General features: G+C 69.1%; 28 protein-coding genes and 3 tRNA genes. 13 read left to right on the top strand and 18 right to left on the bottom strand.

Annotated elements, in window-relative coordinates:
- Positions 1–171: 171 nt before the first annotated feature.
- From JDV09_RS09170 to JDV09_RS09155, 4 genes are read right to left on the bottom strand one after another with little or no spacing between them, the layout of a single operon-like run.
- Positions 172–1,089 (bottom strand): ROK family protein, encoded by a 918-nt coding sequence (locus tag JDV09_RS09170; RefSeq protein WP_221368809.1) that lies wholly within the window; start codon positions 1,087–1,089, stop codon positions 172–174.
- 12 nt (positions 1,090–1,101) lie between these two features.
- Positions 1,102–1,716, bottom strand: coding sequence for a DUF7158 domain-containing protein (locus JDV09_RS09165; RefSeq protein ID WP_221368808.1), 615 nt, complete (start codon positions 1,714–1,716; stop codon positions 1,102–1,104).
- Positions 1,713–5,861: a glycoside hydrolase family 38 N-terminal domain-containing protein gene (locus tag JDV09_RS09160; protein ID WP_221368885.1), complete on the bottom strand. Its 4,149-nt coding sequence runs from the start codon at positions 5,859–5,861 to the stop codon at positions 1,713–1,715. The genes JDV09_RS09165 and JDV09_RS09160 overlap by 4 nt, the downstream gene beginning before the upstream one ends.
- A gap of 59 nt (positions 5,862–5,920) precedes the next feature.
- Positions 5,921–6,073: a hypothetical protein gene (locus JDV09_RS09155; RefSeq protein ID WP_221368807.1), complete on the bottom strand. Its 153-nt coding sequence runs from the start codon at positions 6,071–6,073 to the stop codon at positions 5,921–5,923.
- A gap of 126 nt (positions 6,074–6,199) precedes the next feature.
- Here JDV09_RS09155 and JDV09_RS09150 point away from each other — a divergent pair, with 126 nt between their 5' ends.
- Together JDV09_RS09150 and JDV09_RS09145 are read left to right on the top strand one after the other, a co-directional pair.
- A complete protein-coding gene (locus JDV09_RS09150) occupies positions 6,200–6,730 on the top strand; it encodes a DinB family protein (RefSeq protein ID WP_221368806.1) in 531 nt (176 codons plus the stop codon).
- Position 6,731: 1 nt separating this feature from the next.
- Positions 6,732–7,331 carry a DinB family protein gene (locus JDV09_RS09145; protein WP_221368805.1) on the top strand — a complete coding sequence of 200 codons (600 nt, stop codon included), beginning with the start codon at positions 6,732–6,734 and terminating at the stop codon, positions 7,329–7,331.
- A gap of 170 nt (positions 7,332–7,501) precedes the next feature.
- Here JDV09_RS09145 and JDV09_RS09140 read toward each other — a convergent pair whose 3' ends face one another.
- Entirely contained in the window at positions 7,502–7,807 is a 306-nt protein-coding gene (locus JDV09_RS09140) for a hypothetical protein (RefSeq protein WP_221368804.1), read from the bottom strand.
- A 279-nt stretch (positions 7,808–8,086) separates the two neighbouring features.
- On the bottom strand, positions 8,087–8,695 hold the full coding sequence (locus JDV09_RS09135; protein WP_221368803.1) for a TetR/AcrR family transcriptional regulator: 609 nt from the start codon (positions 8,693–8,695) through the stop codon (positions 8,087–8,089).
- Between the two features lie 95 nt (positions 8,696–8,790).
- Between JDV09_RS09135 and JDV09_RS09130 the strand changes: the two genes are divergently transcribed.
- From JDV09_RS09130 to JDV09_RS09105, 6 genes are all read left to right on the top strand, one after another.
- Complete coding sequence (locus JDV09_RS09130) at positions 8,791–9,789, top strand: oxygenase MpaB family protein (RefSeq protein ID WP_221368802.1); 999 nt, start codon at positions 8,791–8,793, stop codon at positions 9,787–9,789.
- Between the two features lie 92 nt (positions 9,790–9,881).
- Complete coding sequence (locus tag JDV09_RS09125; protein WP_221368801.1) at positions 9,882–10,190, top strand: PASTA domain-containing protein; 309 nt, start codon at positions 9,882–9,884, stop codon at positions 10,188–10,190.
- Positions 10,191–10,266: 76 nt separating this feature from the next.
- Positions 10,267–11,649 carry an ABC1 kinase family protein gene (locus tag JDV09_RS09120; RefSeq protein ID WP_221368800.1) on the top strand — a complete coding sequence of 461 codons (1,383 nt, stop codon included), beginning with the start codon at positions 10,267–10,269 and terminating at the stop codon, positions 11,647–11,649.
- A 32-nt stretch (positions 11,650–11,681) separates the two neighbouring features.
- A complete protein-coding gene (locus JDV09_RS09115; protein WP_221368884.1) occupies positions 11,682–12,584 on the top strand; it encodes an alpha/beta fold hydrolase in 903 nt (300 codons plus the stop codon).
- A gap of 166 nt (positions 12,585–12,750) precedes the next feature.
- The gene (locus JDV09_RS09110) at positions 12,751–13,647 is read left to right on the top strand and encodes a cyclopropane mycolic acid synthase family methyltransferase (RefSeq protein ID WP_221368799.1); all 897 of its coding nucleotides are present in this window, start codon (positions 12,751–12,753) and stop codon (positions 13,645–13,647) included.
- Between the two features lie 473 nt (positions 13,648–14,120).
- The gene (locus JDV09_RS09105; RefSeq protein ID WP_221368798.1) at positions 14,121–15,020 is read left to right on the top strand and encodes a hypothetical protein; all 900 of its coding nucleotides are present in this window, start codon (positions 14,121–14,123) and stop codon (positions 15,018–15,020) included.
- On the opposite strand, the gene rplA is transcribed toward JDV09_RS09105, so the two are convergent.
- The 11 genes from rplA to JDV09_RS09050 form a co-directional block, all read right to left on the bottom strand.
- Positions 14,933–15,640, bottom strand: a complete 708-nt coding sequence (rplA, locus tag JDV09_RS09100; protein ID WP_221368797.1) for a 50S ribosomal protein L1 — start codon at positions 15,638–15,640, stop codon at positions 14,933–14,935. The genes JDV09_RS09105 and rplA overlap by 88 nt on opposite strands.
- A 133-nt stretch (positions 15,641–15,773) precedes the next feature.
- Positions 15,774–16,202 carry a 50S ribosomal protein L11 gene (rplK, locus tag JDV09_RS09095; RefSeq protein WP_221368796.1) on the bottom strand — a complete coding sequence of 143 codons (429 nt, stop codon included), beginning with the start codon at positions 16,200–16,202 and terminating at the stop codon, positions 15,774–15,776.
- Positions 16,203–16,264: 62 nt separating this feature from the next.
- Complete coding sequence (gene nusG, locus JDV09_RS09090; RefSeq protein WP_221368795.1) at positions 16,265–17,056, bottom strand: transcription termination/antitermination protein NusG; 792 nt, start codon at positions 17,054–17,056, stop codon at positions 16,265–16,267.
- Positions 17,057–17,084: 28 nt separating this feature from the next.
- A complete protein-coding gene (gene secE, locus JDV09_RS09085; RefSeq protein ID WP_221368794.1) occupies positions 17,085–17,543 on the bottom strand; it encodes a preprotein translocase subunit SecE in 459 nt (152 codons plus the stop codon).
- Positions 17,544–17,627: 84 nt separating this feature from the next.
- Positions 17,628–17,700, bottom strand: a tRNA-Trp gene (locus JDV09_RS09080).
- Positions 17,701–17,866: 166 nt separating this feature from the next.
- Complete coding sequence (gene hadC, locus JDV09_RS09075; RefSeq protein ID WP_221368793.1) at positions 17,867–18,421, bottom strand: (3R)-hydroxyacyl-ACP dehydratase subunit HadC; 555 nt, start codon at positions 18,419–18,421, stop codon at positions 17,867–17,869.
- A gap of 12 nt (positions 18,422–18,433) precedes the next feature.
- A complete protein-coding gene (gene hadB / locus JDV09_RS09070) occupies positions 18,434–18,862 on the bottom strand; it encodes a (3R)-hydroxyacyl-ACP dehydratase subunit HadB (protein ID WP_221368792.1) in 429 nt (142 codons plus the stop codon).
- Positions 18,849–19,328, bottom strand: coding sequence for a (3R)-hydroxyacyl-ACP dehydratase subunit HadA (hadA, locus tag JDV09_RS09065; protein WP_221368791.1), 480 nt, complete (start codon positions 19,326–19,328; stop codon positions 18,849–18,851). The genes hadB and hadA overlap by 14 nt, the downstream gene beginning before the upstream one ends.
- 58 nt (positions 19,329–19,386) lie before the next feature.
- On the bottom strand, positions 19,387–19,554 hold the full coding sequence (rpmG, locus tag JDV09_RS09060) for a 50S ribosomal protein L33 (RefSeq protein WP_003929651.1): 168 nt from the start codon (positions 19,552–19,554) through the stop codon (positions 19,387–19,389).
- A 49-nt stretch (positions 19,555–19,603) separates the two neighbouring features.
- Positions 19,604–19,677: transfer RNA gene (locus JDV09_RS09055), tRNA-Met, on the bottom strand.
- A 43-nt stretch (positions 19,678–19,720) separates the two neighbouring features.
- Positions 19,721–19,793 (bottom strand) — tRNA-Thr (locus tag JDV09_RS09050).
- A 198-nt stretch (positions 19,794–19,991) separates the two neighbouring features.
- Between JDV09_RS09050 and JDV09_RS09045 the strand changes: the two genes are divergently transcribed.
- The 5 genes from JDV09_RS09045 to JDV09_RS09025 all read left to right on the top strand — a co-directional run bounded on the left by JDV09_RS09045 (position 19,992) and on the right by JDV09_RS09025 (position 25,038).
- A complete protein-coding gene (locus tag JDV09_RS09045) occupies positions 19,992–20,708 on the top strand; it encodes an MBL fold metallo-hydrolase (protein WP_221368790.1) in 717 nt (238 codons plus the stop codon).
- A 97-nt stretch (positions 20,709–20,805) separates the two neighbouring features.
- Complete coding sequence (locus JDV09_RS27435; RefSeq protein WP_221368789.1) at positions 20,806–21,699, top strand: DUF4352 domain-containing protein; 894 nt, start codon at positions 20,806–20,808, stop codon at positions 21,697–21,699.
- A gap of 153 nt (positions 21,700–21,852) precedes the next feature.
- On the top strand, positions 21,853–22,872 hold the full coding sequence (locus JDV09_RS09035; RefSeq protein WP_221368788.1) for a phospholipase effector Tle1 domain-containing protein: 1,020 nt from the start codon (positions 21,853–21,855) through the stop codon (positions 22,870–22,872).
- 361 nt (positions 22,873–23,233) lie between these two features.
- Entirely contained in the window at positions 23,234–23,935 is a 702-nt protein-coding gene (locus JDV09_RS09030; protein WP_221368787.1) for a crotonase/enoyl-CoA hydratase family protein, read from the top strand.
- A 110-nt stretch (positions 23,936–24,045) separates the two neighbouring features.
- On the top strand, positions 24,046–25,038 hold the full coding sequence (locus tag JDV09_RS09025) for a magnesium transporter CorA family protein (protein WP_221368786.1): 993 nt from the start codon (positions 24,046–24,048) through the stop codon (positions 25,036–25,038).
- Here JDV09_RS09025 and JDV09_RS09020 read toward each other — a convergent pair.
- Positions 25,016–26,119, bottom strand: coding sequence for an NAD(P)/FAD-dependent oxidoreductase (locus JDV09_RS09020; RefSeq protein ID WP_221368785.1), 1,104 nt, complete (start codon positions 26,117–26,119; stop codon positions 25,016–25,018). The genes JDV09_RS09025 and JDV09_RS09020 overlap by 23 nt on opposite strands.
- Positions 26,120–26,242: the final 123 nt, after the last annotated feature.

Below are 26,242 nucleotides of genomic sequence, written 5' to 3'. Positions count from 1 at the left end.
ACTTGCTCTTCGCGCAAGCGCTCATCGGTGACCGACGGTCTTCGGTGGAACCGGATCAGGATAGCGTGCCACCCCCCGATCAGCCAAAACGCCGTCCCGTCCGGCACCGCGAACGCGCGCGTCTGTACGACGGCGCGCCGCGGCGGCCGGCACGCAGCGCACGCTCGCCGCTCACCAGTGCACGCCCGAGTACGCGAGGGCCGCGGCACCGACCAGACCGGCGTCGCCGCCGAGTTCGGCGGGCACCACCTGCAGGCCGCGGATGAAGTCCAGCCCGGCGTAGCGGGTCAGCGCCGCACGCAGTGGGCCGAACAGCAGATCGCCGGATTTCGCGACACCCCCGCCGATCACCACCAGGTCCAGGTCGCAGACCGCGGCGACCGACGCGATCGTGGCGGCCAGCGCGTCGGCCCCGCGCGTGAAAGCGCGCAAGGCCACCGGATCGCCGAGCCGGGCGGCCTCGGCGAGTTCCCTGGCGTCCGCGCCGGACGGCGCCTGCCAGCCCTGGGTGCGCGCCCATCGCGCCAGGTGGGGACCGGAGGCCACGGTCTCGACACAGCCGTGCCCGCCGCAGGTGCACGGCCCGCCGCCCGGGTCGACGACCACATGGCCCACATGACCGGCGTTGCCGGTCCGCCCGCGGTACGGAGCGCCGTCGAGCACCAGTCCCCCGCCGATGCCCGTCGAGACCACCATGCCCAGCAGGAAGGAGGCACCGCGACCGGCGCCGATCCATCGTTCGCCCATCGCCATGCACAGCCCGTCCCCGCCGAGCCACACCGGCAGCCCGGTGCACTCGGCGACCCGGGCCACGATCGGAAACCGCTGCCAGGCAGGGATGTTGATGGGGCTGACGGTGCCCCCGGGGATGTCGACCGGCCCGGCCGAACCGACGCCGACGGCGGTCACCGTGGTCTCGGCGGCACCGAGGGTGTCGGCCAGCACCGACGCCACCGTGTCCCACAGCGTCTCCGCGTCGTCGTGCGGGGTCCGGCGTTGCGTGACATGGGTGAGGTTTCCCGCCGCGTCGGCGAGCGCGGCGGCGATCTTGGTTCCGCCGATGTCGACGGCCAGCACACAGTCGCTCATCAGCCGTCCACTTCAGTGGCGGTGGATGTTGTCGGGCTGCCGGGGATCGCCGGGATGCTCGTATCCCGGCGCAAGCACGACGAGCGCGGCGCACCGCTCGTCGAGCCAGCGGCGGTAGACCCGGCGCCGTGCGGCGGCCAGCAGGTGCGCGGCGATGGCGGGCCGCGCATCCTCGAGCGCCGCGCCGGTGAGGGCGCCGTGCCAGCCCCCGGCCCGCGCCCGCCGCACCGCGAACCGCGACGGGTTTCTGGCGTGGTAGTCGGCCACCTCCTCGTCGCTGACCCGCACGGCCGACGTGACGTGGGCGAACACCGCCCGTGCCGAAGGGTCGGACAGCGTGGCCGCCGCGACGCTGCCGATCTCCATCCGCGCCACCTCGTCGGGCAACAGCTGCACCTGCGTAGGCGCATCGGCATCGTCGACCGCGAGCACCGCCGCTTCGGCGGCGACGACCCGCCGGGCGGTCAGCACCTGGGTGAGCCAGCGGCGCAGCTGCCGGGCCTCGCCGGTCCCCGGCCGCGGCAGCGCACCGGCCCGATCACCGGCCCGCGCCACACGTTCGGCCCGGTCCACATCGGCGACCGTCACGACCTGCGCGCCGACGGTGGCGGCCACGTCGGCGCTCATCGGGCCCGCACCCGTACCGGCACCGCGGCCGAATACAGCAGCTCGCCGGCGCATGCGACGCGGATCAGCACCCACCAGCTGCCGGGCTCCGTCCATCGCGGCGGTGCGACGTCGAAGCCCAGCTCGACGGTTCCCCGTGCTGGGATCACGCCGCCGACGATGTTGGGCCCCAACCATTCCCAGGTGCCCCACGGCGATATCGCGTGAGCCTCCACTGCGAGGTCCGCGTGCGCGTCGGTGCCGACGGTGACCGCAACCCGCGCGCTGTCGCCGGCGACGACGTCGACCGCTCCCGGCTCGGTGACCAGCCACAGCAACCGGTCGTCGTGGCCGCCGACGGAGATCACGCAGACGTCCTCGACGGTCTGATGCCAGGCTGCCGGGATCGCGGCACCGACGGCGGCCAGTTCGGCACGCACCGGGTAGAGCCCTGGGGCGACGCCGGACGGCACTTCGACGTGCACCGTCGACTCCAGGTGTTCGCCGGGCGGGAGCAGGAAGGGCAGCTCCGCGATATCCAGGTTCAGGCCCGTCGGCGCGATCAGCCGCACCCTGCCGTGCAGTGCGGTGTCGACGGCATCGCTGACCGCGGTGAGCCGCAGCGACAGCTCGCCACCCCCATCGATCGACACCCGGTGCGGATGCAGATGGGCGACGGCGGGCAGCCCGCCCAGCGGTGCGGGCCCGCGGTTGTGCAACCAGTACCTGGCATACAGCGGCTGGGCGGGTTCGGCGACCGCTCCCAGCGGCGTCTGCTCGGCATCGAGCAGACGCGGCAGGTTGAGCCGGGTGCGCAGCGTCGCGATCTCGTAGCCGTGCAGCCGCACCCCGTCCTCGCCACGATCGAGCGGGCGCTCGACCAGATCGAGCCGCTGCGACCCGGACAGGTGGCGCAACCCGGACTGGAGGGTGACGTCCGCCCGCCGCCCCAGCGTCTCCACCAGCCGCACCGCGATCCCGTCGGCCGGGTCGGCGCGCCGCGCGCTGCCACCCGCGGTCGGATTCCCGGCGGCCTTGACGGCGGCCACCGCAACGGATCGCTGCGGCTCGACCTCCAGCATCGAGCCCCAGCCGGGCAGGCCGCCGCTCGCCGGCTCGTGGACGGCCCGAACCGGCAGCAGCGGCTGATTGAATTCCGCACTGCGGGCAGGCATCTCCAGGTCACGCCAATCGCCGTGCGCCCCGATCAGCGCGTAGTCGAAGGTGTGCGTCCAGTGTTGGAGCTGAAAATTGGAGCCGTCGGGCGCGGTGCGGCGGGGCGGGTCGGTCCAGGTGCCCGACGGCCACCCGGTGCATGACCGCATCAGCGACATGTGCAGCGTGCCGTCGGTGTCGATCGCGAAACCGGGCACGCCCCGGTTGATCACCGCAACGGTCCGCGCCTCGAACTCCTCGACCCCGGCGACCTGATCGACGACGATCTCGGCGTCGCCGAGGTCGTCGATCAGCGCGGTGATGGCCGCGAGGTCACCGTCGGCGCCGACGACGAGCACAGGCAGCGCATCGACCGCGCGCAGATCGGCTCCCGGAATCCAGACGTCCCGCAGCGGCCGGGCCGCCGGAATCCACACCCTCGGCCCCGCCGGATGGCCACCGAGCACCTCGGTGGTGAACGCGTTGTCGGCGGCGCTGCCGACGCTGATCCGCACATCGGGCAGGTTCGAGTCGACGGCCAGGTCGCCGTAGCGCGGTGCGTCGGCCGTCGAACAGGTGGCGGTCACCCCCGCCCGCACGAGGGCAGCCATCAGGTCACGGACCACGGCGCGCAGGGCGGCATCGGCGCCCGGGGGAACGATCACCTCGGCCACCGACACCGCACGTACCGCATCGCCGCGGAAACGCACCCGGGCCGTCGAGGACAGCCCGAACCAGCCGTAGGCGGGGTTGTCCAGCGTGTACAGATGCACGGCGGTGTCCACCGAATCGGCGCGGCCCGGTTCGTGCAGCAGACCGAAACCGCGCCCGATCACCGCGTCACCGACCTCGCTGACCGGCATCGCGCCGGGCACCGGACAAGGCCAGCGCAGCCGCAACAGGCGGTCCGACCCGGCGAAGTCGTCAATCCTGGTGCGGCAGTCGACACGTTCGACCCCGCGCCACAGCGTCAGCGTCTGGGTGTAGCGCAGCAGCCCGGGGATCTCGCCGGTGACGACCACGCGTTCACCCAGCGCACAGCCGAACCGTCGCACCGACGTGGCGGGATGCTGCGCCGACGACGTCACCGGCCCTTTGGGCAGCAGATGCCACGGGCCCTCCCCGACGGTGGGGTGGGCGGGGTATTCGTCGTAGACGGCGAGTTCGTTGCCGACCCGCCCGGCGGCGATGAGTTCGCGGCCGTCCGACACCAACGTGCACACCCCGCCGCCCCGGGATCCGTCGACCCCCAGGCGGTAGTGTTCGTTGGCGATCACCTGGACCTCGTCGGCGGGCAACGGTTCCCAGCCCGGGGCGGACTCGCCGGGCGCCAGCCGGTAACCGCGCCACCCGAGCGACGGCACGTCGCGGGCCAGCCACGTCACCGAATGACCGCCGTCGCCGACGACCGCGGGCACCGGCACGCCGGAGCAGTCCACCACGCCGCCGGCGAACGGCTCGTCGAGGTGGATGGTGACCATGTCGGAACGGCTGTGCGCCAGCGGATTCCACACCACGACCGATGCATCGACCGCACTGGACAGCAGCCCCAGGGCGCGGTCGCGAGCACCGCCACCCAGTTGCCACGCATCCCGCCACCCGGTGAGCAGATCGAGATAGACCTGGTCGGACTCCGATCCGGTGATGCCGTCGTGGTGGGCGCAGTAGGCCAATTGCACCCAGGCCTTGGCCAGCGCGGCCTCCGGATAGGTCGCGCCGGTGGACAACGAGGCGAACACCGCGAACCTTTCGGCCTGCAGGACCGCGTTCTCCGCGGCGCGGTTGGCCTGCTTGGTGTCGATGTAGGACACGTCCTTGCCGGTGTAGATCGGGTTCATGTCCCGGGTCTGCGGGACCGGCGGCGTGGCGTGCTCGGCGGTTTCCGCGCGCACCGCCGCGAAGAACTCGCGCGGCAGGGCGCACACGAAGCGCGGCCAGGTGTAGCGGCTGTTCCAATCGCGGTGGATGTCGGTGACCCACTTGTTCGGCGGCGTGTAGTCGGTGCCGACCGGCAGCAGCACGTTACGTGTCAGTGCGACCTTCTTCATCGCGGTGAACAGCTCGAGGACGGCGGTCTCGGCGTCGGCCAGCGTGGCTGCGGAGTCCATCCACCAGCCCGCCGCGTAGTGGGCGGGCATGTAGTGGGTGAGCAGACCACGCCCGGACGGCGCCATCCACTCGAACTCGCTGGCGAACTGCATCCGCGCGGCATCGCCGGGCCGTCCCTTCTCCGCGGCCATCGGACCCCACTGATGGTGTGGGCCGCGCGCCCATGAGCTGGAGGTCAGCCCGGCGTCGGCGGCCATCCCGGGGAATTGCGGGTCGTGGCCGAACACGTCGAGCTGCCAGGCGGTGGCCGGGTCGGCACCCATCACGTCGCGCTGGAATCCGGTGCCGTGCACGAAGTTACGGATTGCCGTCTCGGGACTGGTCAGGTTGGTGTTGGGCTCGTTGTAGGTGCCGCCCATCACCTCCACCCGGCCCTCGCGGATCAATCGCCGCAGGTCGGCACGGTCCTCGGGGTGAGTGTCCCAATACGGCTTGAGGTAGTCGACCTCGGCCAGCACGAACTTGTACTCCGGCTCCCGCCTGGCCATCTCGAGGTGGGCACGGACCAGCTCGAAGCCGTTGGTCTGCCGGCAAGCGCCCGGCGGCTCCTCGGTCCACACGCTGGTGTAGGCACCCTGCGTGTTCCACCACACCGGGTCGTAGTGGAAATGGCTGACCATGTACATGGTCCAGCCCGGTTCGGCGACGGTGAACGTGAAGTCGACGGTGCTGTGCCCGGCGGCGGCACGGGCCGGGCGGCCCTGTCCGATCACCGGATCGACGACCTGCACCGCGATCTCGCCCACACCGTCCCCGGCGGACAGGTCGGCCTGGCCGCTCAGGCCCGGACCCTCGACGCGAACCGTGCCGGCACCGCCTCGGTAGGTCACGCGGACCAACTGCTGCGGGGTGTCGGCCGGCCCGGTGAACAGCTCGGTCGACTCGGCCGCGAGCACATCGATGGGCATGCCCCTCATCCTGCTTTCCGCCGGCGCGGGCGTCAGCCCGCGACACGCCCAGGCTATCCAGCGGCGCGGGCGATTCGCTCGGCTACGGCGCGCATCGCGGCGATCACCTCGACCGATGCCGTCGAGAACGTCTGCGCGACGGCGTGGTAGCGCACCCGGGCGACGTAGGGGTACGCGGATGGCTGACCGCTGCCGCCCGCAGGCACACCGCCACCGCGACCGCTTCCTCGGGATCCAGCAGCTGCAGCATCCGGCCGGTCCTCTCCACAGTGGCCACAGTCTGCCGGAGTGCATGGACAGAACCTGTCCGCCGAGACTGACACAGTGGGTTCATGACCGACGAACTGGCCTTTCACCTGGCCGACCAGCTCGACCATCACTGGCGCCGGCAGCTGCGCCCCCGGCTCGACGGCCTGACCGACGACGAGTACTTCTGGGCGCCGGTGCCCGACTGCTGGACGCTGCACACCGACGGATCGATTGACTACGAGTTCCCCGAACCGGATCCGGCGCCGCTGACCACGATCTCCTGGCGGCCGGCCCACATCACCGTCGGCGTCCTGGCGGTGCGCGGACACGGGTACTTCGGCGGCCCGCCCGCCGACTACCGGACCTGGCCCTACGCCCCCGACGCCGACACCGCGCTGCAGCAGCTGGACTCCGCCTACCGCGTCTGGATCGAAGGCGTGCAGCGCCTCGATGACCGACAGCTGCGACGACCTCTCGGACCGGCCGAGGGACCGTACGCCGACCGGCTCATGGTCGACCTCGTCCTGCACATCCACCGGGAAGTGATCCACCACGGCGCCGAGATCGCCCTGCTGCGTGACCTGTTCGCCCACACCCAACCCGAGGAGAGCTGACATGCCCGCGATGCCCCCACCCATCGCCGGCGAGCGGGCCGGACTCAAGGAGTACCTGGCCGCTCAGCAGCACGCGTTCCACGCGATCGCCTATGGGCTCACCGACGAGCAGGCGCGCTCGGCCCCGTCGGTCAGCGCGCTGTCGATCGGCGGGTTGATCAAGCACGCCACGACCTGCCAGCGCGGCTGGATGAGGCGGGTCTCTGCGGCGCCGGCGATGGCCGAGGAGGACGCCAGGCCGATGGCCGAGCAGCAAGCCGACTACGCCGACGAGTTCGTCATGAGAGACGATGAGACGCTCGCCGACATCCTGGCGGCCTTCGACGCGCAGAACGCCGAGACGATCCGCCTGGTGGAGACGGCCGATCTCGCTGCGGCGGTGCCGATTCCGCAGGATGTGCCCTGGCTTCCCAAGGACGTGTCCGCGTGGTCGGTGCGCTGGGTGTTCTTCCACCTGATCGAGGAGCTGGCCCGCCACGCCGGACACGGCCACATCATCCGCGAGAGCATCGACGGGGCGACCCTCTACGAGCTGCTCGCCGGGCTCGAGGGCTGGCCGAAGACCGAGTGGCTGACCCCGTGGATACGGGCGCAACCGTAACGAAGTACCGACCGACCCCCGAGCGTGCGGCTATTGCGAAATCGGAGCGATTTTTTCGCGCTGCCTTCACACTCGGCGCCCGACGAAAGGGGCGCCCCTCGTGGGGGCGCCCCTGGTGCGCGGCGGTGCGCGCCATCGGACAGCTGTGTCCTGTTGTACTTCTCGCTTCGTTACTTCACGTCGACGTAGTAGACCTTGCCGGTGATGACGTTCTGCCGGATGGAGTCGTCATCGGAACTCCAGACCTGGCCGCGCAGGTCGGCGCCGGGCTGGATGCCCACCACGGTGGCCTGCGACAGCGGGGCATCCGAGAGCCGGTTGACGATGACCCGGTTGCCCTGGTCCTCGAGCTGGCTGATGGTCGTGTCGGCGTTGCCTCCGGCGCTGGGGGCGGCGGCGGCCGGGGCGGCCAGGCCCAGGACGGCGGCGCCCAGGGCGGCGGCTACGGCGGTGGTGGTGAAGGTGATGGTGTTCATGGTGGTTGCTCTTCCCTGTGTCGGGTCGGAGCCGTGGAGCGAATCGCGCGGTTTCGACTTCGTGTGCTGATCTCGTCCGATCTGACCCGTACAACCGGGGGCCCACCGCCATGATTTCCGATGGCAGAAATTGAACGACCCCTGGCAGAAACCCGACGCCGAACGGTTGACAGCACGCGATGGGCGGACACCGGCCAACGCACGCGAGGAGCAGAACAGGGATCAGCGCACGCGAGGAGCAGAACAGGGGCCAGCGCACGCGAGGAGCAGAACAGGGAATCAGCGCAGCACCAGGCTCAGCGCGTAATCCACGACTGTGTCGAGATCGTCGCCCAGGTGCCCGGCCAGCCACTGCTGGGCCAGCTCGGCCATCGCACCTGCGTACAACGCCGCCGCGACCATCGCGGCGATGGGATCGGTGTCCGGGCGCATTCGCCACCCTTCGGTGAGCACGGCTTCGCGCAGCAGATCCTGCGTCGCGGCGCGACGGGCGGTCAGCACCGGGTTGGACCGCGCGTCGGTGAACAAGACCCGGCCCCGCCGCGGGTCGGCGGAACTGAAATGAAGGACCGCGGCGATCCCGGCCCGGGTCCTGGACCGCAACGATTCACCCGCGGTGGCCATCGCCTCCTCGACGGCGACGCCGAGTTCGGCACTCACCCGGTCGTAGACCGCTCCGAGCAGATCGTCGGTGGCCCGGAAGCTCTCGTAGAAGTAGCGGGTGTTGAGCCCACTCTCCCGCGACACGGACCGCACCGACAGCGCCGCCTCACCGCCCTCGCCGAACAGATGGAAAGCCGCGTCGATCAACAGCGCACGCCGCTCGGCGCGCCGGTGGACCAGCGGTATCCCCGCCCACCTGGTCGAGCTGGACGCCGGGACGGACATCGCACCAGCCTAAAGCGGACACCGTCAAGTTCTGGCCAGATCGGCGATCCCGCCGGTATTCTGGTAACACTCGTGTCCATTCTGGGGAGGCGTCGATGTTCCTGCCGCATCAGCTCGTCGGGCAACTGTTGGACAAACGCTTCGACCACGACGTGCGCCGACATTTCTTCCGCGGGATGCAGTTCGACGGGCCGGCCGGCGACCCGGGCTGGTTCGGCCCCGGCAGCGCCGTCTGGCACGTGCACTCGCACATGCAGGCCCTCGTCTTCGGCCTGCAGTGCGCGGCCTACATCGAACGCCTCGACCCGTCGATCTACTGGATGGGCGTGCACCATTCCCGGCTGGTCAAGCCGGACACCCGCGACGACGCGGTGCCCGAACTCGACCCCCAGGGCGCCAACGTGCGGCTCGGGCACTCCGTCGCGTTCTTCATCGGCACCGCATACGGCTCGACGCCGACCGCTGAAAGGCTGGCACTGGCGGTGCGCTCGATGCACCACACCGTGAAGGGCACCCGGCCGGACGGCGCGCGCTACGACGCCGACGACCCGGAATGGTTGCGCTGGAACTACGCGACGGTGGTGTGGGGCATCGCCACCGCGCACGAGCTGTATCACCCGCGGCCGTTGCGGGGCCGCGACATCGACCGCTACTACGGCGAGTTCGTCCGGGTCGGACATGCGCTGGGCGGCACCGATCTGCCCGCGACCAAGCGGGAAACACTGGACTGTCTGGAGTCCTACCTGCCCCGACTGGCGGTCACCTACGGCGCCGCGATGGCCACCGGCTCCAACCTCCCGATGCCCCAGAGCGCCATCGACTGGGCGGTGCGCGACACCATGCCGCCGTGGGCGCAGCGGCTGATCCAGCACCGCAACCCGAACATCGTCGAGCGAACCGCCCGCCGGGCGCTGGTGTGGTCGATCATCAACGGTATCCACACCGCCTCCGGCCCGGTGACGGAGTTCGAGCAGGCCAAGGCACGCGTCGCCGACGGCGTCGACCCGGCGCTCGCCCCGCACACCCTGCCCGGCCACCGGCCGGACAGCGACCCCATTCGGTCCCGCGACGAGGTCGAGCGGGCATTCGTCTGAACACCGGAACCGCTGGCAGTCCAGCGACGCCTCCGTTAACGTAGGGAATCGGGTCGGGGGGCTCGGTCTAGCTCGACGTGGGGGAATCCGACATGAGATTGCGTATCGCAGCGGCATCGCTGGCAGTGATGACGTTCTTCGGCGCCGGCGTCGCACACGCGGACACCGAATGGGAGATGCCCTACTTCGGGGGCATGACCCTGGACGAGGCACGCAGCACCTGGGACGCCATCACCGCGGGCGAAGGCCCCGAACTCAAAACCCGGATCATCAACACCGCCCCGGGGATTCCGATCAACTCCGACTCGTGGACGGTATGCGGTCAGAAGCCTTACCCCGGGGAGTCCGTCGACGCGAGCAGCTCGATTGCGGTGGCGGTCTCACCGCCCGGGATGTGCTGACCGGCGGTTACGGCCACGCCATGTGACCCGCTCCACACCTTTTTCGCCTGACCGCACCTTTTGAGACACTGCTGGTATGAGCACACCTCGAAAGACATCCCACCGCGAGGTTGCCAGGCTAGACCGGGTTCCCCTTCCGGTCGAGGCAGCCCGCATCGGAGCCACCGGGTGGCAGGTAACCCGCACCGGCGCCCGCGTCCTGACCAAACTGACCGGCCACGGCTCGCTGCAGCAGAAGGTGGTCAAGCAGATCCCGCAGACGTTCGCCGACCTCGGTCCCACCTACGTCAAATTCGGCCAGATCATCGCCTCCAGTCCCGGCGCCTTCGGCGAACCGCTGAGCCGCGAGTTCCGCGGACTGCTCGACCGGGTCCCGCCGGCGGACACCCGCGAGGTCCACAAGATGTTCCGCGAGGAACTCGGCGACGAGCCGCAGAACCTGTTCAAGTCATTCGACGAGCAGCCCTTCGCCTCCGCGTCGATCGCCCAGGTGCACTACGCGACCCTGCATTCGGGCGAGGAGGTCGTCGTCAAGATCCAGCGCCCCGGCATCCGCCGGCGGGTGGCCGCCGATCTGCAGATCCTCAAGCGCGGCGCCCAGCTGGTGGAGCTGGCCAAGCTGGGCCGACGGCTGTCCGCGCAGGACGTGGTCGCCGACTTCGCCGACAACCTCGCCGAAGAGCTGGACTTCCGGCTCGAGGCGCAGTCGATGGACGCCTGGGTCGCGCACATGCACGCCTCCCCGATGGGGGAGAACATCCGGGTGCCCCAGGTGTACTGGGACCTCACCAGTGAACGGGTGCTGACCATGGAGCGCGTGACCGGTGTGCGCATCGACGACGTCGCCGAGATCCGCAAGCGCGGTTTCGACGGCACCGAGTTGGTCAAGGCGCTGCTGTTCAGCGTCTTCGAGGGCGGCCTGCGGCACGGACTGTTCCACGGCGACCTGCACGCCGGCAACCTCTACGTCGACGACGACGGCAAGATCGTGTTCTTCGACTTCGGCATCATGGGCCGGATCGATCCGCGCACCCGCTGGCTGCTGCGTGAGCTGGTCCATGCACTGCTGGTCAAGAAAGACCACGCGGCGGCGGGCAAGATCGTCGTGCTGATGGGCGCCGTCGGCACGGTCAAGCCCGAGGCGGAGGCCGCCAAGGATCTGGAGAAGTTCGCCACCCCGCTGACGTTGACGTCGCTCGGCGACCTCAGCTACGCCGAGATCGGCAAGCAACTCTCGGCGCTCGCCGACGCCTACGACGTGAAGCTGCCGCGTGAGCTTGTCCTCATCGGCAAGCAGTTCCTGTACGTGGAGCGCTACATGAAGCTGCTGGCACCCAAGTGGCAGATGATGAGCGACCCGGCCTTGACCGGTTACTTCGCCAACTTCATGGTCGAGGTCACCCGCGAACACAACGACCAGGTCGAGGAGCGGACCGACAACGACCAGGTCGAGGCCTAGATGGGCCGGCGAGACCTCCGATGGGCGACGGCGTGAACATCCGCACCGGTACCGCCAAGTCGGGCGAGCTCGACATCCATTACGAGGACATGGGCGACCCGAACGATCCGGCGGTCCTGCTCATCATGGGCCTCGGCGCTCAGCTGTTGTTATGGCGCACCGGGTTCTGCGAGAAGCTCATCGACCAGGGCCTGCGGGTGATCCGCTTCGACAACCGCGACGTGGGGCTGTCCACCAAGCTGCCCGGCCACCATGCCGGCGCGCCGCTGCTGCCCCGGATGGCCAGGTCGTTCCTCGGGCTGTCCAGCCCGGCCGCCTACACGCTGGAGGACATGGCCGACGACGCCGCGGCGCTGCTCGACCATCTGGGGATCGACACCGCTCACGTGGTCGGCGGGTCGATGGGTGGCATGATCGCCCAGGTCTTCGCCGCCCGGCACCACGCCCGCACCCAGACCCTCGGCGTCATCTTCTCCAGCAACAACCGGGCCGTGCTGCCACCGCCGGGGCCGCGGCAACTGGCGGCCATCCTGCAGCGACCCCAGGGCACAACCCGCGAGGCGGTCGTGGACAACGCGGTTCGGGTCAGCCGGATCATCGGCAGCCCGGGATACCCGCCCTCCGACGACAAACTGCGCGCCGACGCGATCGAGGGCTACGACCGCTCGTACTACCCCGCCGGGGTGGGCCGGCACTTCGCGGCGATCATGGGCAGCGGCAGCCTACGCCGCTACAACCGTCAGATCGCGGTGCCGACGGTGGTCATCCACGGCCGGGCGGACAAGCTCATGCGGCCCTCCGGCGGACGCGCCATCGCCCGGGCCATCCCGGGTGCCCGGTTCGTGTTGTTCGACGGGATGGGCCATGACCTGCCGGAACCCCTGTGGGACGACATCGTGGGTGAGCTGAAGACGACGTTCGCCGAGGCCCGCTGAGTTCGACACGCGTCAACAATTCTCCGCCACACCGCCCGGCCCGTGGGGATTGGATCACAGCAGGCAGCTGACGATAGGCTGACCGCTTTAAGCGCGTGTTCGCAGAGGCGACGGGCCGCGCTTTCGGTACGGTCTGCACAGCAGCAGGAAGCAGAGCAGGGGAATCATGTCTGACCAATCCACCGGCACGAAGGATATGCGGCCGCATTTCGAGGATATCCAGGCCCATTACGACTTGTCGGACGACTTCTTCGGGGTGTTCCAGGATCCCACCCGCAAGTACAGCTGCGCGTTCTTCACCGGCCCCGACGTCACACTGTCGGAGGCGCAGATCGCCAACGTGGACCAGCATCTGGATCGGCTTGATCTGAAGCCGGGCATGACGCTGCTCGAGGTCGGCTGCGGCTGGGGGCTGACCCTGCAGCGGGCCATGGAGAAGTACGACGTCAACGTCATCGGCCTGACCCTGTCGAAGAACCAGCAGGCCTACTGCAACCAGTTGCTGAGCAAGATCGACACCGAGCGCACCTTCGACGTCCGCCTCGAGGGCTGGGAGCAGTTCCACAGCCCCGTCGACCGGATCGTGTCCATCGAGGCGTTCGAGCACTTCGGCTTCGAGCGTTATGACGACTTCTTCAAGACCTGCTACGACATCCTGCCCGAGGACGGCCGGATGACGATCCAGAGCAGCGTCGGCTACCACCCCTACGACCTGGCCGAACGCGGCAAGAAGCTGAGCTTCGAACTGGCCCGGTTCATCAAGTTCATGATCACCGAGATCTTCCCCGGCGGCCGGATCCCCACCACCCAGATGATGGTCGAGCATGGCGAGAAGGCCGGGTTCGTGGTGCCTGAGGTGAAGTCGCTGCGCAATCACTACATCAAGACGCTGGGCATCTGGGCCGACCGCCTCGAGCAGAACAAAGATGCGGCGATCGCGGCCACCGACGAAGAGAACTACCACCGCTACATGCGGTACCTGAAGGGCTGCCAGTACTACTTCATCGACGAGAGCATCGACGTCAGCCTCGTGACCTACCTCAAGCCGGCCGCCGCCGCCTGACTCCGAAGCGGCTGGCCATCGAGGCCGTCGCCCGGATAGCGCAGAGTTGCCTGGAGACGGTGTCACAGCGGGAGCACCGCGAAAAGCCCTGGTACCGGGCCCAAACGATGTTTGCTGACGCAACTATCGACTTCGGTCGTGAATGACCACACCCTCGGCAAAGCGCCGTTCCTGCGCACAATAATCGCTGGAGAGCGCACTGCCGCAGGTCGGCGAGCAGAAATTGTCCGTTGACCCGCGAAGAGCGCACCGTCGGTGCTATGTTGCTGCGGGGGTGCTTCTCGACCACCATGTCGGAGGTTCGCAGAGGGGGATGCGGCCACCGGGCTTGGCCCGCTCCGAGCCGCCGTTCGTGGGGGCCGGTGGCCGGCAGCCGAGGCCGGATGCGTGGTGGCCGAGGAGCGCTCCCGAAAAGCGCGCATAGCGAGGAACCCCGCACCTATCCCTTCGGGTGCGGGGTTTCTCGTTGTCTGTTGGTCGGCTCCGGCTGCGCCTACGCCTCCGACCCCATGGTCGGCTCCGGCTCCGCCTACGCCTCCGACCCCATGGTCGGCTCCGGCTGCGCCTACGCCTCCGACCCCATGGTCGGCTCCGGCTGCGCCTACGCCTCCGACCCCATGGTCGGCTCCGGCTCCGCCTACGCCTCCGACCCCATGGTCGGCTCCGGCTGCGCCTACGCCTCCGACCCCATGGTCGGCTCCGGCTGCGCCTACGCCTCCGACCCCATGGTCGGCTCCGGCTCCGCCTACGCCTCCGACCCCATGGTCGGCTCCGGCTGCGCCTACGCCTCCGACCCCATGGTCGGCTCCGGCTGCGCCTACGCCTCCGACCCCATGGTCGGCTCCGGCTCCGCCTACGCCTCCGACCCCATGGTCGGCTCCGGCTGCGCCTACGCCTCCGACCCCATGGTCGGCTCCGGCTGCGCCTACGCCTCCGACCCCATGGTCGGCTCCGGCTCCGCCTACGCCTCCGACCCCATGGTCGGCTCCGGCTGCGCCTACGCCTCCGACCCCATGGTCGGCTCCGGCTGCGCCTACGCCTCCGACCCCATGGTCGGCTCCGGCTCCGCCTACGCCTCCGACCCCATGGTCGGCTCCGGCTGCGCCTACGCCTCCGACCCCATGGTCGGCTCCGGCTGCGCCTACGCCTCCGACCCCATGGTCGGCTCCGGCTCCGCCTACGCCTCCGACCCCATGGTCGGCTCCGGCTGCGCCTACGCCTCCGACCCCATGGTCGGCTCCGGCTGCGCCTACGCCTCCGACCCCATGGTCGGCTCCGGCTGCGCCTACGCCTCCGCGAAGTTCCGGGTGACCGACGGATCCACCGGGATCCCCGGGCCGGTCGTCGTCGAGACGACGACCTTCTTCAGGTAGCGCCCCTTCGACGACGACGGCTTGGCACGCAGGATCTCGTCCAGGGCGGCACCGTAGTTCTCGGCCAGCGCCTTCTCGTCGAACGACGCCTTGCCGATGACGAAGTGCAGGTTCGCCTGCTTGTCGACGCGGAAGTTGATCTTGCCGCCCTTGATGTCGGAGACCGCCTTGGCGACGTCCGGGGTGACCGTGCCGGTCTTCGGGTTCGGCATCAGGCCGCGCGGACCCAGGATGCGCGCGATCCGGCCGACCTTGGCCATCTGATCGGGGGTGGCGATCGCGGCGTCGAAGTCGAGGAAACCGCCCTGGATCTTCTCGATCAGGTCGTCGCTGCCGACGATGTCGGCGCCGGCCGCCTCGGCCTGCTCGGCCTTGTCACCGACGGCGAACACCGCGACGCGGGCGGTCTTGCCGGTGCCGTGCGGCAGGTTCACGGTTCCGCGGACCATCTGGTCGGCCTTGCGGGGATCCACGCCGAGGCGGATCGCGACCTCGACGGTGGCGTCCTGCTTCTTCGACGAGGTGTCCTTGGCGAGCTTGGCGGCCTCCAGCGGCGTGTACAGCCGATCCTTGTCAACCTTCTCGGCGGCTTCCTTGTATGCCTTGCTGTTCTTGCTCATTGGTTCATCCAATCGCGTTGTTGGGTTGTGGTTTGCGGGCCGATGCCAGCCCTCCCACGGGTTACTGCGTTCAGACTGCGCCGGCGGTGAGCTCTACTCGAACTTCGTCGCCGTCAGTGCAGCCTCAACGAAATCACTCGACGGTGATTCCCATCGACCGGGCGGTGCCGGCGATGATCTTGGACGCGGCGTCGATGTCGTTCGCGTTCAAGTCTTCCTTCTTGGTCTCGGCGATCTCGCGCACCTGATCCCAGGTCACCTTGGCGACCTTGGTCTTGTGCGGCTCACCGGAACCCTTGGGCACGCCCGCCGCCTTGAGCAGCAGCTTCGCCGCCGGCGGGGTCTTCAGCGCGAACGTGAACGTGCGGTCCTCGTAGACGGTGATCTCCACGGGGATGACATTGCCGCGCTGCGACTCGGTCGCGGCGTTGTACGCCTTGCAGAACTCCATGATGTTGACGCCGTGCTGGCCGAGCGCGGGACCGACCGGCGGGGCGGGGTTGGCCTGCCCGGCCTGGATCTGCAGCTTGATCAGCCCGACGACCTTCTTCTTCGGGGCCATGGGTGTTGCTTTCCTTTCTGGCGGGCCGCAGCCCGGTTACATCGTCGGGGCGAGCGGCCCGACTAGATCTTGGCGACCTGGTTGAAGGTCAGTTCGACGGGGGTCTCGCGCCCGAAGATGGACACCAGCACCTTGAGCTTCTGCTGCTCGGCGTTGACCTCGCTGATCGAGGCCGGCAGCGTGGCGAACGGCCCGTCCATCACCGTCACCGACTCACCGACCTCGAAGTCCACCTCGATGGCGGGACGCTCGAGGGCGCCTGGCTCGGCCGTCGCGGTGGCCGCGGCCGCGGTCTTGCCGGCCTTCTTCGCCGGGCTCTGCGGCAGCAGGAACTTCACCACGTCGTCCAGCGACAGCGGCGACGGGCGCGAGGTCGCGCCGACGAACCCGGTGACGCCGGGGGTGTTGCGCACCGCGCCCCACGACTCGTCGTTGAGTTCCATGCGGACCAGGATGTAGCCGGGCAGCACCTTGCGGTTGACCTGCTTGCGCTGGCCGTTCTTGATCTCGGTGACCTCTTCGGTCGGCACCTCGACCTGGAAGATGTAATCACCGACGTCGAGGTTCTGCACGCGGGTCTCGAGGTTGGCCTTCACCTTGTTCTCGTAGCCGGCGTAGGAGTGGATGACATACCACTCGCCGGGCCGCAGGCGCAGGTCCTTCTTCAGCGCGACGGCCGGGTCCTCGTCCTCGTCCTCGTCCTCGACCGCGCTATCGGCGACCGCGGTCACCTCGGCGGCCGCGGCACTCTCGTCAGCGTCCTCGGCTGCGGTTTCAGCCCCAGCGGTGGCCTCGTCGACCTCGATGGTGTCGACGGTCTCACCCGTAGGCGCATCGCCGTCGAAGCTAGTCACGTGTCAGTCCTCTCTCAATTTCACTAAGTCAGCCGAACACCAGCATCACGAGCTTGGCCAGGCCGAGGTCCGTCAGCCCGATCAGCGCCACCATGAATGCCAGGAACACCAGCACGACGGAGGTGTAGCTGACCATCTGCTTGCGGTTCGGCCAGATCACCTTGCGCAGCTCGGCGACGACTTCCGTCAGGTACTTCCAGATGAACGCGATCGGATTGCGCGACGGCCCGTCCTTGGGCTTCCTGGCGGTCTTCTTCGCCGGCTTCGACCCGTTCTTGGATCCGTCGTCCTTGGACGACGAACCCTCGGTTTCAGGCTCGGCGTCCTCGACGCCGTCACCGGCATCGACCACGCCACGTCGCGACCGCTTGCCCGTCGGCCGCGCCGGCCGAGCCGCCACCGCGGTCTGAACCCGGGTGTCACCGTCGTCGGTCGCCGCGCCGCTGTCGGTGCCTGCGGAGCCGGCACTGTCGCGCTCGTCGCTCACCGCGTGTTCCTTTTCTGGTCGTCCGGTCGTCTGCCCGTGCGGGTTCACCTTCCAGTGTCCACACTTGTCTAGTATTCAGTTGAGCAGGGGCGACAGGACTTGAACCTGCAACCTGCGGTTTTGGAGACCGCTGCTCTGCCAGTTGAGCTACGCCCCTTCGTGGACCTCACTGTCGACCCTGCCATACGGGACAACACCGCCGCCCGGTGCGGGGGCCCACATAATGCGCGCGCTCCCCGTTCGGTCGATCCGAGCCGACGGACAGCGCGCTTTATCTGGGAAAACCCCGAGGTCCGAGTGTAGCGCGCGAGGCCTCCCAGTTACTAATCCGTGCCGCCGGCGCCGCCGACGGGCTCCGCGTCGTCGATGTCGTGGATGACCGGCTTGCGCACCACCTGGCCCGTCTCCGGATCCCAGCGCGCCGAGATCGAGTTGTCGCCCTCGTGGCCCATCAGCGTGGTGAACGCCTCCATGATGACCGCGCCGGTCTGGTCGGTCAGCACGTTGCGGGTGGTCACGATGTCGGCCCCGAACCGCTCGTCGACGGTCTCGACGTGCATCGTGCCGGTGACCGCATCGCCCTCCCTGATGGGGCGGTGGAACAGGAACTTCTGGTCGACCTGCACGATCTGCATGGTCTCGAAACCGACGTCGACGTGCTGGAAGAAGTGCCGCTGGATCATCACCGCGAAGATCGACAGGAACGTCGGCGGGGCGATCAGGCCGGGATGCCCGAGCGCGGCCGCGGCCTCGACGTCGTGGCTGGCCGGGTCGTTGGCCTTGACCGATTTCGCGTACTGCCGGATCTGTTCGCGGCCGACGACGAACGGTTCGGGGTACTTCCAGACCATCCCCCGGATGTCTGTCTTGAGTGCCATCGAAATCCCCGCCTACGCCAGCTTCGCGACGGCGACAGCGCGACCGAAGATCTTCTTCCCGCCCGCGGTGGCGTTGATGGCGATGGTGACGGTCTTGGATTCCTCGTCGACCGACTTCACCCGGCCGTTGAACACGATCTCGGCGCCCTTGCCGTCGTTGGGCACCGGCACCACCGCGGTGAAGCGCACGTTGTACTCGGTCACCGCTGCCGGGTCGCCGACCCAGGAGGTGACGTAGCCGCCACCCAGACCCATCGTCAGCATGCCGTGGGCGATCGCGGTGTCCAGGCCGACCTGCTTGGCGATGTCGTCGTCCCAGTGGATCGGGTTGAGGTCGCCGGACACGCCGGCGTAGTTGACCAGGTCAGCCCGGGTCAGCGGGATGACCTTCTCCGGCAGCTGATCGCCGACCTTGACCGAACTGAACTCACGCAGTGCCATCTGTGAAGCCACTCTCTCCGTCTTCTTCGCTACGCCCCGCCAGGGTGGTGTAGGACTCCTGCACAACATCGCCGTTCTCGTTGCTGACGATGTTCTTGGTGACGATGATGTCGGTGCCGTGCGCCCTGCGGATCGAATCCACGTACACGTCGCAGTACAGCTTGTCGCCCGCTTTGATCGGTTTCTCGAACTTCAGCGCCTGATCGACCTGCACGATCTTGGCGTCGCTGATGCCGATGTTGTTGGCGGCGAACATCGCCGACTGCGCCTGGTAGCCGAACACGGAGATGAAGGTCAACGGCGCGAGCAGGCCGTCGTGGCCGAGCGCGGCGGCGGCCTCCTCGTCGAAGAAGGCGGGATCGTCGTTCTTGACCGCTGTGGCGTACTCGCGGATCTTCTCGCGGCCCACCGTGTAGTGGTCGGGGAACCGGAAGTGCGTCCCGACGACCTTCTCCAGAAACGACACAGGTGATGAACCTACCTAGCCGACCCCGACGACCGGGAACCGGCCCGGTCGGGGGCGCTCAGCGCGACTCTTTGTGGGCCTGGTGCTTGCCGCAGTTCGGGCAGAACTTCTTGATCTCGAGCCGGTCGGGATCGTTGCGGCGGTTCTTCTTCGTGATGTAGTTGCGGTGCTTGCACACCTCGCACGCCAAAGTGATCTTCGGCCGCACGTCGGTACTGGACGCCACGTCAGGTGCCTCTTTCTAACTTCCTGGAAACTCGTATCTTCACTACCTGTAGCGGTGGGGGGGCTCGATCCCCCGACCTCACGATTATGAGTCGTGCGCTCTAACCAGCTGAGCTACACCGCCCCGGACGGACACGGGCGGCGTTCCGCTCACCCGGTGTCCACCGAGCCCCCTAACGGAATCGAACCGTTGACCTTTTCCTTACCATGGAAACGCTCTGCCGACTGAGCTAAGGGGGCACTGCCGTACTGCTTGTGATGCTGCGGTCCACCGTCGAGCGATGAGCCTTAAAGAGGGTACATTCTCACCGTTTCCGGCGCCAAACCGCTGGTCATCGTGACCGCACAGACCGCAAGAACCGGCAGTCGGACGATCCGGCGGCGCAAACCGCACCCTGGGCGCCGCCGTGCGGCGGCCCGGTGCATACGCTGGCCGACATGGCTGACTCGGACCGCCTCTACTTCAAACAGCTGTTGTCGGGCCGCGATTTCGCGGCCGGCGACATGATCGCCCAGCAGATGCGCAACTTCGCCTACCTGATCGGCGACCGGGAGACCGGCGACACCGTGGTGGTGGACCCGGCCTACGCGGCCCAGGACCTGGTGGATGCGCTCGAATCCGACGGCATGCACCTGTCCGGGGTGCTGGTCACCCACCATCACCCCGATCACGTGGGCGGATCGATGATGGGCTTCGAACTCAAGGGCCTGGCCGAACTGCTGGAGCGAGTCAGCGTTCCGGTGCACGTCAACGCCCATGAAGCGGACTGGGTTTCGCGTATCACCGGGATCGCGCCCAGCGAGTTGACGGCCCACCGGCACGGCGACAAGGTCGCCGTCGGCGATATCGAGATCGAACTGCTGCACACCCCCGGCCACACCCCGGGCAGCCAGTGCTTCCTGCTGGACGGCCGACTGGTCGCCGGTGACACCCTGTTCCTGGAGGGCTGCGGACGCACCGACTTCCCCGGCGGCAACGTCGACGACATGTATCGCAGCCTGCAGGCGCTGGCGCAGTTGCCCGGCAACCCGACGGTGTTCCCCGGGCACTGGTATTCCGCCGAGCCGAGCGCGTCGCTGTCCGATGTCCGCCGCGCCAACTATGTCTACCGTGCGAGCAATCTCGACCAGTGGCGCATGCTGATGGGCGGATGACGACCTCGCCCGCGCCAATTCCCGGTTGACGCGCTGGTCGTCGGATAGTCTCCCGGTGCCGGGCGCCGACAGGGCGAGTGACGGGAGACGCAGCGCGATGACGACACCGCAAACACCCGCGGGTTGGTACGCCGACCCGGACGGATCGGGGGGCCAGCGCTACTGGGACGGGCACTCCTGGACCGAGCATCGCGCACCCGCACCCCTGCCTCCGCCGCCTCCGCCGCCGGCCGCCCCGCCCGTGGTCACGCGGGAGCGGGTCGGGTCACACCGCGCACCCGACCCCGACGGCGAGCCCGAGCCTGCGTCACCGGCCGACCAGTCGGAAGCCACCACCGTCACCCCCACCACCCCGCCGCCGTCGGGCCGGACCGCCGTCATCCCGACCGTTCCGCCACCCGCCGAACCGCAGGACGCCGGCCGCACGCTGGTGATGCGCTACCTCGTCGCGGTCGCGGCCCTGCTCGCGGTTCTGCTCGCCCTCGTGATCTACGCGGCGTTCTTCACCGGCGACGGCTCCACCAGGATCGCGGTCCCCGAGACGTCCTCGTCGGCCGCGCCGACCACCGGCGAGAGCACCACTTCGGGCGACACCGAAACCGTGGCCCCGCCGGACACCGGCGAGGTGACCGACGGCACGCTGGCCTTCACGGTGCACGGCATCGAGATCGCCCCCAGCATCGCTGCCGCCGACGTCCCGGTCCGGAAGACCGCGCGGGGTGAGTACGTCATCGTGCACATGACGGTGCGAAACATCGGCGATGCACCGGCGACGTTCCTGGGCACGTTCCAGAAGTTGGCGGCCGCGGGCACGAACTACCCGATCGACGACGAAGCGACCTTCTACGCGGGCGGCGGCATCGCCCAACTCGCCCCCGGCGACGAAGCCGACGTCGCCGTCGCGTTCGATGTGCCGCCGGGAACCTCACCCGACGCCATCGAATTGCACGCCGATCCGTTGAGTCCCGGCATCGAGGTTCCGCTGACCTGACCGTCAGGAATACGGATTCCGTTGCCAGGGGCCCCAACTGGAGCGAAATCCGAAGCCGATCAACCTTTGTTGCCCAGGAAACGGCGACAAGTCGCGACAGATCTGGCAAACTGAATAGCCGGCGCTGCCAGCTAGCTCACGACGGGGGTCATCGTGAAGAACATCGCGCTGTGCTTCGATCACGTCTGCGATCGATCGGGCTCAGATGCGATGTCGAATGTCTCGGTGCTGGCGCAGCTGCTGGATTCCGGCGACGCACAGCTGGTGTGGTTCGCCCCGCCGCCGGCAACTCCCGGCCGTTACCGGCCCGGCGCCCGCCGTGGCCCGCGGGAGGCGGCGCGCGCATCCGTCGTGGCGGCCTACGAGTTTCTGGTCGAGCACTGGGAACCCGGCGATCGGATCCATCTGTTCGGCGCCGGACGGGGCGCCTTCTGCGCACGGGCCCTCGCGCGTCTGCTCGGCACGGTCGGGGTGCTGCGTGGCCCCGGCGTCCCCGGATGGACGGCCGCCGACTTCCGGGAGTACGTGCTGTCCACGTACGCGATGCCACGCACCGGGCGCAGCGCCGCCGACTGGCAGCGGGTGGGCAACATCGCGGCCGGACTGTCCGGCACCGACGTGGCCGTCGACGTCGCATTCCTGGGCCTGTGGGACACGCTGGAGGTACCGGGTGTCCCCCCGCTGCCCGATCCGCTGCCCACCGTAGCCGCCGTGCGGCACGCGGTGGCCATCGACGGCGGCTTCGGCCCGTTCGGCGCCCGACCGCTGGGGTACTGCGCAGACGGGGTGCAGGAGGTGTGGTTCCGCGGGGCGCATTGCGACGTCGCCGGCGGACCCAATGCGTGCGCTCCGCTGACCCGGATCACGCTCGACTGGATGCTCGACGGCGCCACCACGGCCGGTGTGGCGCTGCGCCCGTCGGCTCGGCACCGGGCGCCCGCGCCGAGCCCGGCCGACGCGCTCGCGGGCAGCACCCGACCGGTGCCCCTGCGCACCGTGCCGGCGGACGCGGCGGTGCACGCCAGCGTGCAGATCTATCTGCGGTCCCATCCGTCGTACTGGCGCCGGCTGCCCGCCCGGTTCGTCTGGGCCGATCTGGACTGGGTGGCCCGCGCGGAGCGGCTGATGCCGGAGCCGGCCGCGCACGCGACGGTGCTCGTCGGGGTTTCCTGACACCCGACGAGCACCGCAGCCCTCGGTCACTTCCAGCCCGAGCCGATTCCGCACTCCCACAGACCCAGCTTCGGTATCCCATTCGACGGATTCCGCCGCCTGTTCCTGCCGGTGCGTTGATCCGGCTCGAGCTGTTCGGCCGCCCTCTTCCTCTTGACCCGCATCGCCGCACTCCTTCCGGTCGGAGCGCGATGACCCCTCACCACCGCGCTGCACACAACGCTATGAACGACGCGGGCCGCGGTCGTGAGTAGCGCACTACGCGACTCGGCCGGCACCGACGCCATGCCCGCCTGAGTAGTGCCCGCAGTGGCGCTGTTAGTTTCGACCCGCGCCCCGCAACCGTCCCGATCGGAGGACCATGACCGGCATCGTCTCCTACCAGCTCGCGGACTCCGTCGCCACCATCACGCTCGATGACGGCAAGGTCAACGTGCTGGGCCCGGACATGCAGGCCGCGGTCAACGAGGCGCTCGACCGTGCGCAGGCCGATTCGGCCAAGGCGGTGGTGCTCGCCGGGAACTCGCGGGTGTTCAGCGGGGGGTTCGACCTGGCGGTGTTCCAGTCCGGTGACGCCGCCGCCGCGCTGGGAATGCTCGCGGGCGGATTCGAGCTGGCGGCGCGGGCACTGACCTTCCCGGTGCCGGTGATCATCGCCGCGACCGGGCCGGCGATCGCGATGGGATCGTTTCTGCTGCTCTCCGCCGACCACCGGGTCGGCGCACCGAAGTCCCGCTGTCAGGCCATCGAGGTGGCGATCGGCATGACCATCCCGGTCGCGGCGATCGAGATCATGCGGATGCGGCTGACCCCCGCCGCGTTTCAGCGGGGCACCGCACTGGCGTCGACGTTCGTCGGCGACGAGGCGATCGCGGGCGGCTGGCTCGACGAGATCGTCGACGCCGGCCAGGTGCTGGCGCGGGCCCAGCAGGTGGCGGGCGAGGCGGCCACCACCCTGCACGCCGGTGCGCACCTGGCCACAAAGCTGAAGGCCCGCCAGTCTGCGCTGGACGCCATCAGGGCCGGGATCGACGGCCTGGCAACAGAATTCGCGCTCAGCTGAGGCCACACGCGCGTCGGCCCCCGCGTAACGGCACACCTGGTCGCGCAGCCACCCGTCGGTACGACCGTGGCTTCTCGCTGGCTGGAGCATCGACCTGACATGATGATCGGGTGACCCACGTCAGGGGCAGGATCTGGCGGCATGGCAAGCCCCAGGACGACTTCGAGTTCGCCGCGATATCGGACTGTCTGGCCGCCGACGACACGTTGGTGTGGTGCGACATCTACGACCCCGACCACGAGATCCTCACCGAGCTTGCCGAGGAGCTGAACCTCAACGCGTGGGCGGTGGAGGACGCGCTGGCCGACGCCGAACGCACCAAGGCCGTCGTCTACCGGACCCACACCTTCTTCACCGTGTACGGGGTGTCGGTCAAGGATCCGCCCCCGCAGGACATATCCGAGTCGACCCTGCAGATAAGCCGGATCTCGGGATTCGTGTTGCCGCGCGGGTTGATCACCGTGCGGCTCTCCGAGAAGTTCGACATCGACGCCGTGTCGCGCCGGTTCGACGAACTCGGTGGCCAGGAGTTCGGGGTCGGCTCGCTGGTGCACGGCCTGCTCGACGTGGTCGTCGACGGGCACTTCGACGCGGTGCAGGCGCTCGACGACAGCATCGAGAACCTGGAGGACGACCTGTTCGCCGATCGGGCGCCGCGGAGCGGATTGCAGCGCAAGACATTCCAGCTGCGAAAGGATCTGGTTGCGCTGCGCCGGGTGGTGTTGCCGATGCGCGAGGTGGTCAACGCGATCCAGCACCGCCGGATGGACAGCAGGACCGCCGTCGAACTGGACGCGGAGTATGCCGACCTCTACGACCACGTGTTGCGGGTGTCGGAGTGGACCGAGTCGCTGCGCGACATGGTGACGACGGTCTTCGAGACCAACCTGTCGTTGCAGGACGCCCACCTGAACACGGTGATGAAGAAGCTCACCGGCTGGGCGGCCATCATCGCCGTGCCCACCGCGATTACCGGTTATTACGGCCAGAACGTGCTGTACCCAGGCATCGACACGGTGGCCGGCTTCGTGGCCAGCTCGGCGATCATCATCACGCTGGTCATCGCGCTGTACTTGATGTTCAAGAAGAAGGACTGGCTGTAGCCACCAGCGTCCCGGCGACGCGGCCGTCGACCCGGTAGGTCGCCGAGAAACCGTTGGGCCGGTCCACCAGCCGGCATTCCCGGTAGGGCCCGCCCCATCCCCGGTACCTCAAGGTGAACCTGCCTATGGTGCAGGAGAATCCGCTGACGCTGTCCCACACCGCGGACTGCCCCGCGGCGGTCAGGCCCGCCACCCGGCCCTGCAGCGCCGCGTCGCGCCAGTGCTCGGACACCACCGGCCGGCCCGCGGCGACGTTGTGGGCGAGCGCGATATCGCCTGCGGCATAGACGTTGCCGGCCGAGGTGCGCATGTGTTCGTCGGCGACGACACGACCGTCGCGGACGTCCAGCCCGGCGCCGACGGCCAACCGGATGTCCGGGCGCACACCCGTGGCGGCCACCACGACGTCACCGTCCACGCGCTCGCCGGAGATCAGCACGGCGCCGTCATCGTCGATCGCGGCCACCCCGGCCGAACCGGCGAACCGGACCCCGACATCGGAGAGCATCTTGACGATGCGCTCACCGACGTCGAGGCCGAAGCGGCGCAGCAGCGGTACCGGTTCGGGTGCGACCAGCGTGGTGGCCACCCCGAGACCGGCCAGGCTGCCGGCGGCCTCACAGCCGATCAGCCCGGCGCCGACCACGATGGCGGAGCGCGCATCCAGCGCCGCCATCCTCAGGGCGACGGCGTCGGCGAAGGACCGCAGCGGCAGCGCGGACCGTGCGCCCGGCGCCGCCGGCGGAACGGCGGTCGAACCGGCGGCGAGCACCAGGTGCCAGTACGGGTAGTGCGTCCCGCCGGCGGTGACGACCTCGCGTGCGTCGAGGTCGATCCGTTCGACGGTCACACCGCGGATCAGCTCGATCTCGTTACGCTCGAACCACCCGGCGGTGTGCAGCTCGAGCCCGGTCGGACAGCCCCGCAGGAACTCCTTGCTCAGTGGCGGTTTGGCGTACGGCAGCGCCGGATCGTCGGACAGGATGCGCACCGGGATGTGTCGGTGTCTGCTGCGGAACGTCTCGGCCGCGCTGACGCCTGCGGGGCCGCTGCCGATGGCGGTGAAACCCGTTGCCACCATGGCTCCTGAGTACCACCGCGCGCCGGCACCCAATCCACCCCGCGCGGGATCGTCGCGCTTTGGCCGGATACCGCCGCGATACGCCCACCGCCACCCCGTCGGAGAATCGTTGAGCGGGGACGA

It is taken from the genome of Mycolicibacterium xanthum, from assembly GCF_019710635.1.
Taxonomy (GTDB): Bacteria; Actinomycetota; Actinomycetes; order Mycobacteriales; family Mycobacteriaceae; genus Mycobacterium; species Mycobacterium xanthum.
This window is presented reverse-complemented; position numbering and strand designations above follow the sequence as displayed.

Excerpts from the sequence above, each read along its gene's own strand:
- JDV09_RS09170 (WP_221368809.1), bottom strand. The coding sequence starts at position 1,089 with ATGAGCGACTGTGTGCTGGCCGTCGACATCGGCGGAACCAAGATCGCC.
- JDV09_RS09165 (WP_221368808.1), bottom strand. The coding sequence starts at position 1,716 with ATGAGCGCCGACGTGGCCGCCACCGTCGGCGCGCAGGTCGTGACGGTC.
- JDV09_RS09150 (WP_221368806.1), top strand. The coding sequence starts at position 6,200 with ATGACCGACGAACTGGCCTTTCACCTGGCCGACCAGCTCGACCATCAC.
- JDV09_RS09145 (WP_221368805.1), top strand. The coding sequence starts at position 6,732 with ATGCCCGCGATGCCCCCACCCATCGCCGGCGAGCGGGCCGGACTCAAG.
- JDV09_RS09140 (WP_221368804.1), bottom strand. The coding sequence starts at position 7,807 with ATGAACACCATCACCTTCACCACCACCGCCGTAGCCGCCGCCCTGGGC.
- JDV09_RS09135 (WP_221368803.1), bottom strand. The coding sequence starts at position 8,695 with ATGTCCGTCCCGGCGTCCAGCTCGACCAGGTGGGCGGGGATACCGCTG.
- JDV09_RS09130 (WP_221368802.1), top strand. The coding sequence starts at position 8,791 with ATGTTCCTGCCGCATCAGCTCGTCGGGCAACTGTTGGACAAACGCTTC.
- JDV09_RS09125 (WP_221368801.1), top strand. The coding sequence starts at position 9,882 with ATGAGATTGCGTATCGCAGCGGCATCGCTGGCAGTGATGACGTTCTTC.
- JDV09_RS09120 (WP_221368800.1), top strand. The coding sequence starts at position 10,267 with ATGAGCACACCTCGAAAGACATCCCACCGCGAGGTTGCCAGGCTAGAC.
- JDV09_RS09110 (WP_221368799.1), top strand. The coding sequence starts at position 12,751 with ATGTCTGACCAATCCACCGGCACGAAGGATATGCGGCCGCATTTCGAG.
- rplA (WP_221368797.1), bottom strand. The coding sequence starts at position 15,640 with ATGAGCAAGAACAGCAAGGCATACAAGGAAGCCGCCGAGAAGGTTGAC.
- rplK (WP_221368796.1), bottom strand. The coding sequence starts at position 16,202 with ATGGCCCCGAAGAAGAAGGTCGTCGGGCTGATCAAGCTGCAGATCCAG.
- hadC (WP_221368793.1), bottom strand. The coding sequence starts at position 18,421 with ATGGCACTCAAGACAGACATCCGGGGGATGGTCTGGAAGTACCCCGAA.
- hadB (WP_221368792.1), bottom strand. The coding sequence starts at position 18,862 with ATGGCACTGCGTGAGTTCAGTTCGGTCAAGGTCGGCGATCAGCTGCCG.
- JDV09_RS09045 (WP_221368790.1), top strand. The coding sequence starts at position 19,992 with ATGGCTGACTCGGACCGCCTCTACTTCAAACAGCTGTTGTCGGGCCGC.
- JDV09_RS27435 (WP_221368789.1), top strand. The coding sequence starts at position 20,806 with ATGACGACACCGCAAACACCCGCGGGTTGGTACGCCGACCCGGACGGA.
- JDV09_RS09030 (WP_221368787.1), top strand. The coding sequence starts at position 23,234 with ATGACCGGCATCGTCTCCTACCAGCTCGCGGACTCCGTCGCCACCATC.
- JDV09_RS09020 (WP_221368785.1), bottom strand. The coding sequence starts at position 26,119 with ATGGTGGCAACGGGTTTCACCGCCATCGGCAGCGGCCCCGCAGGCGTC.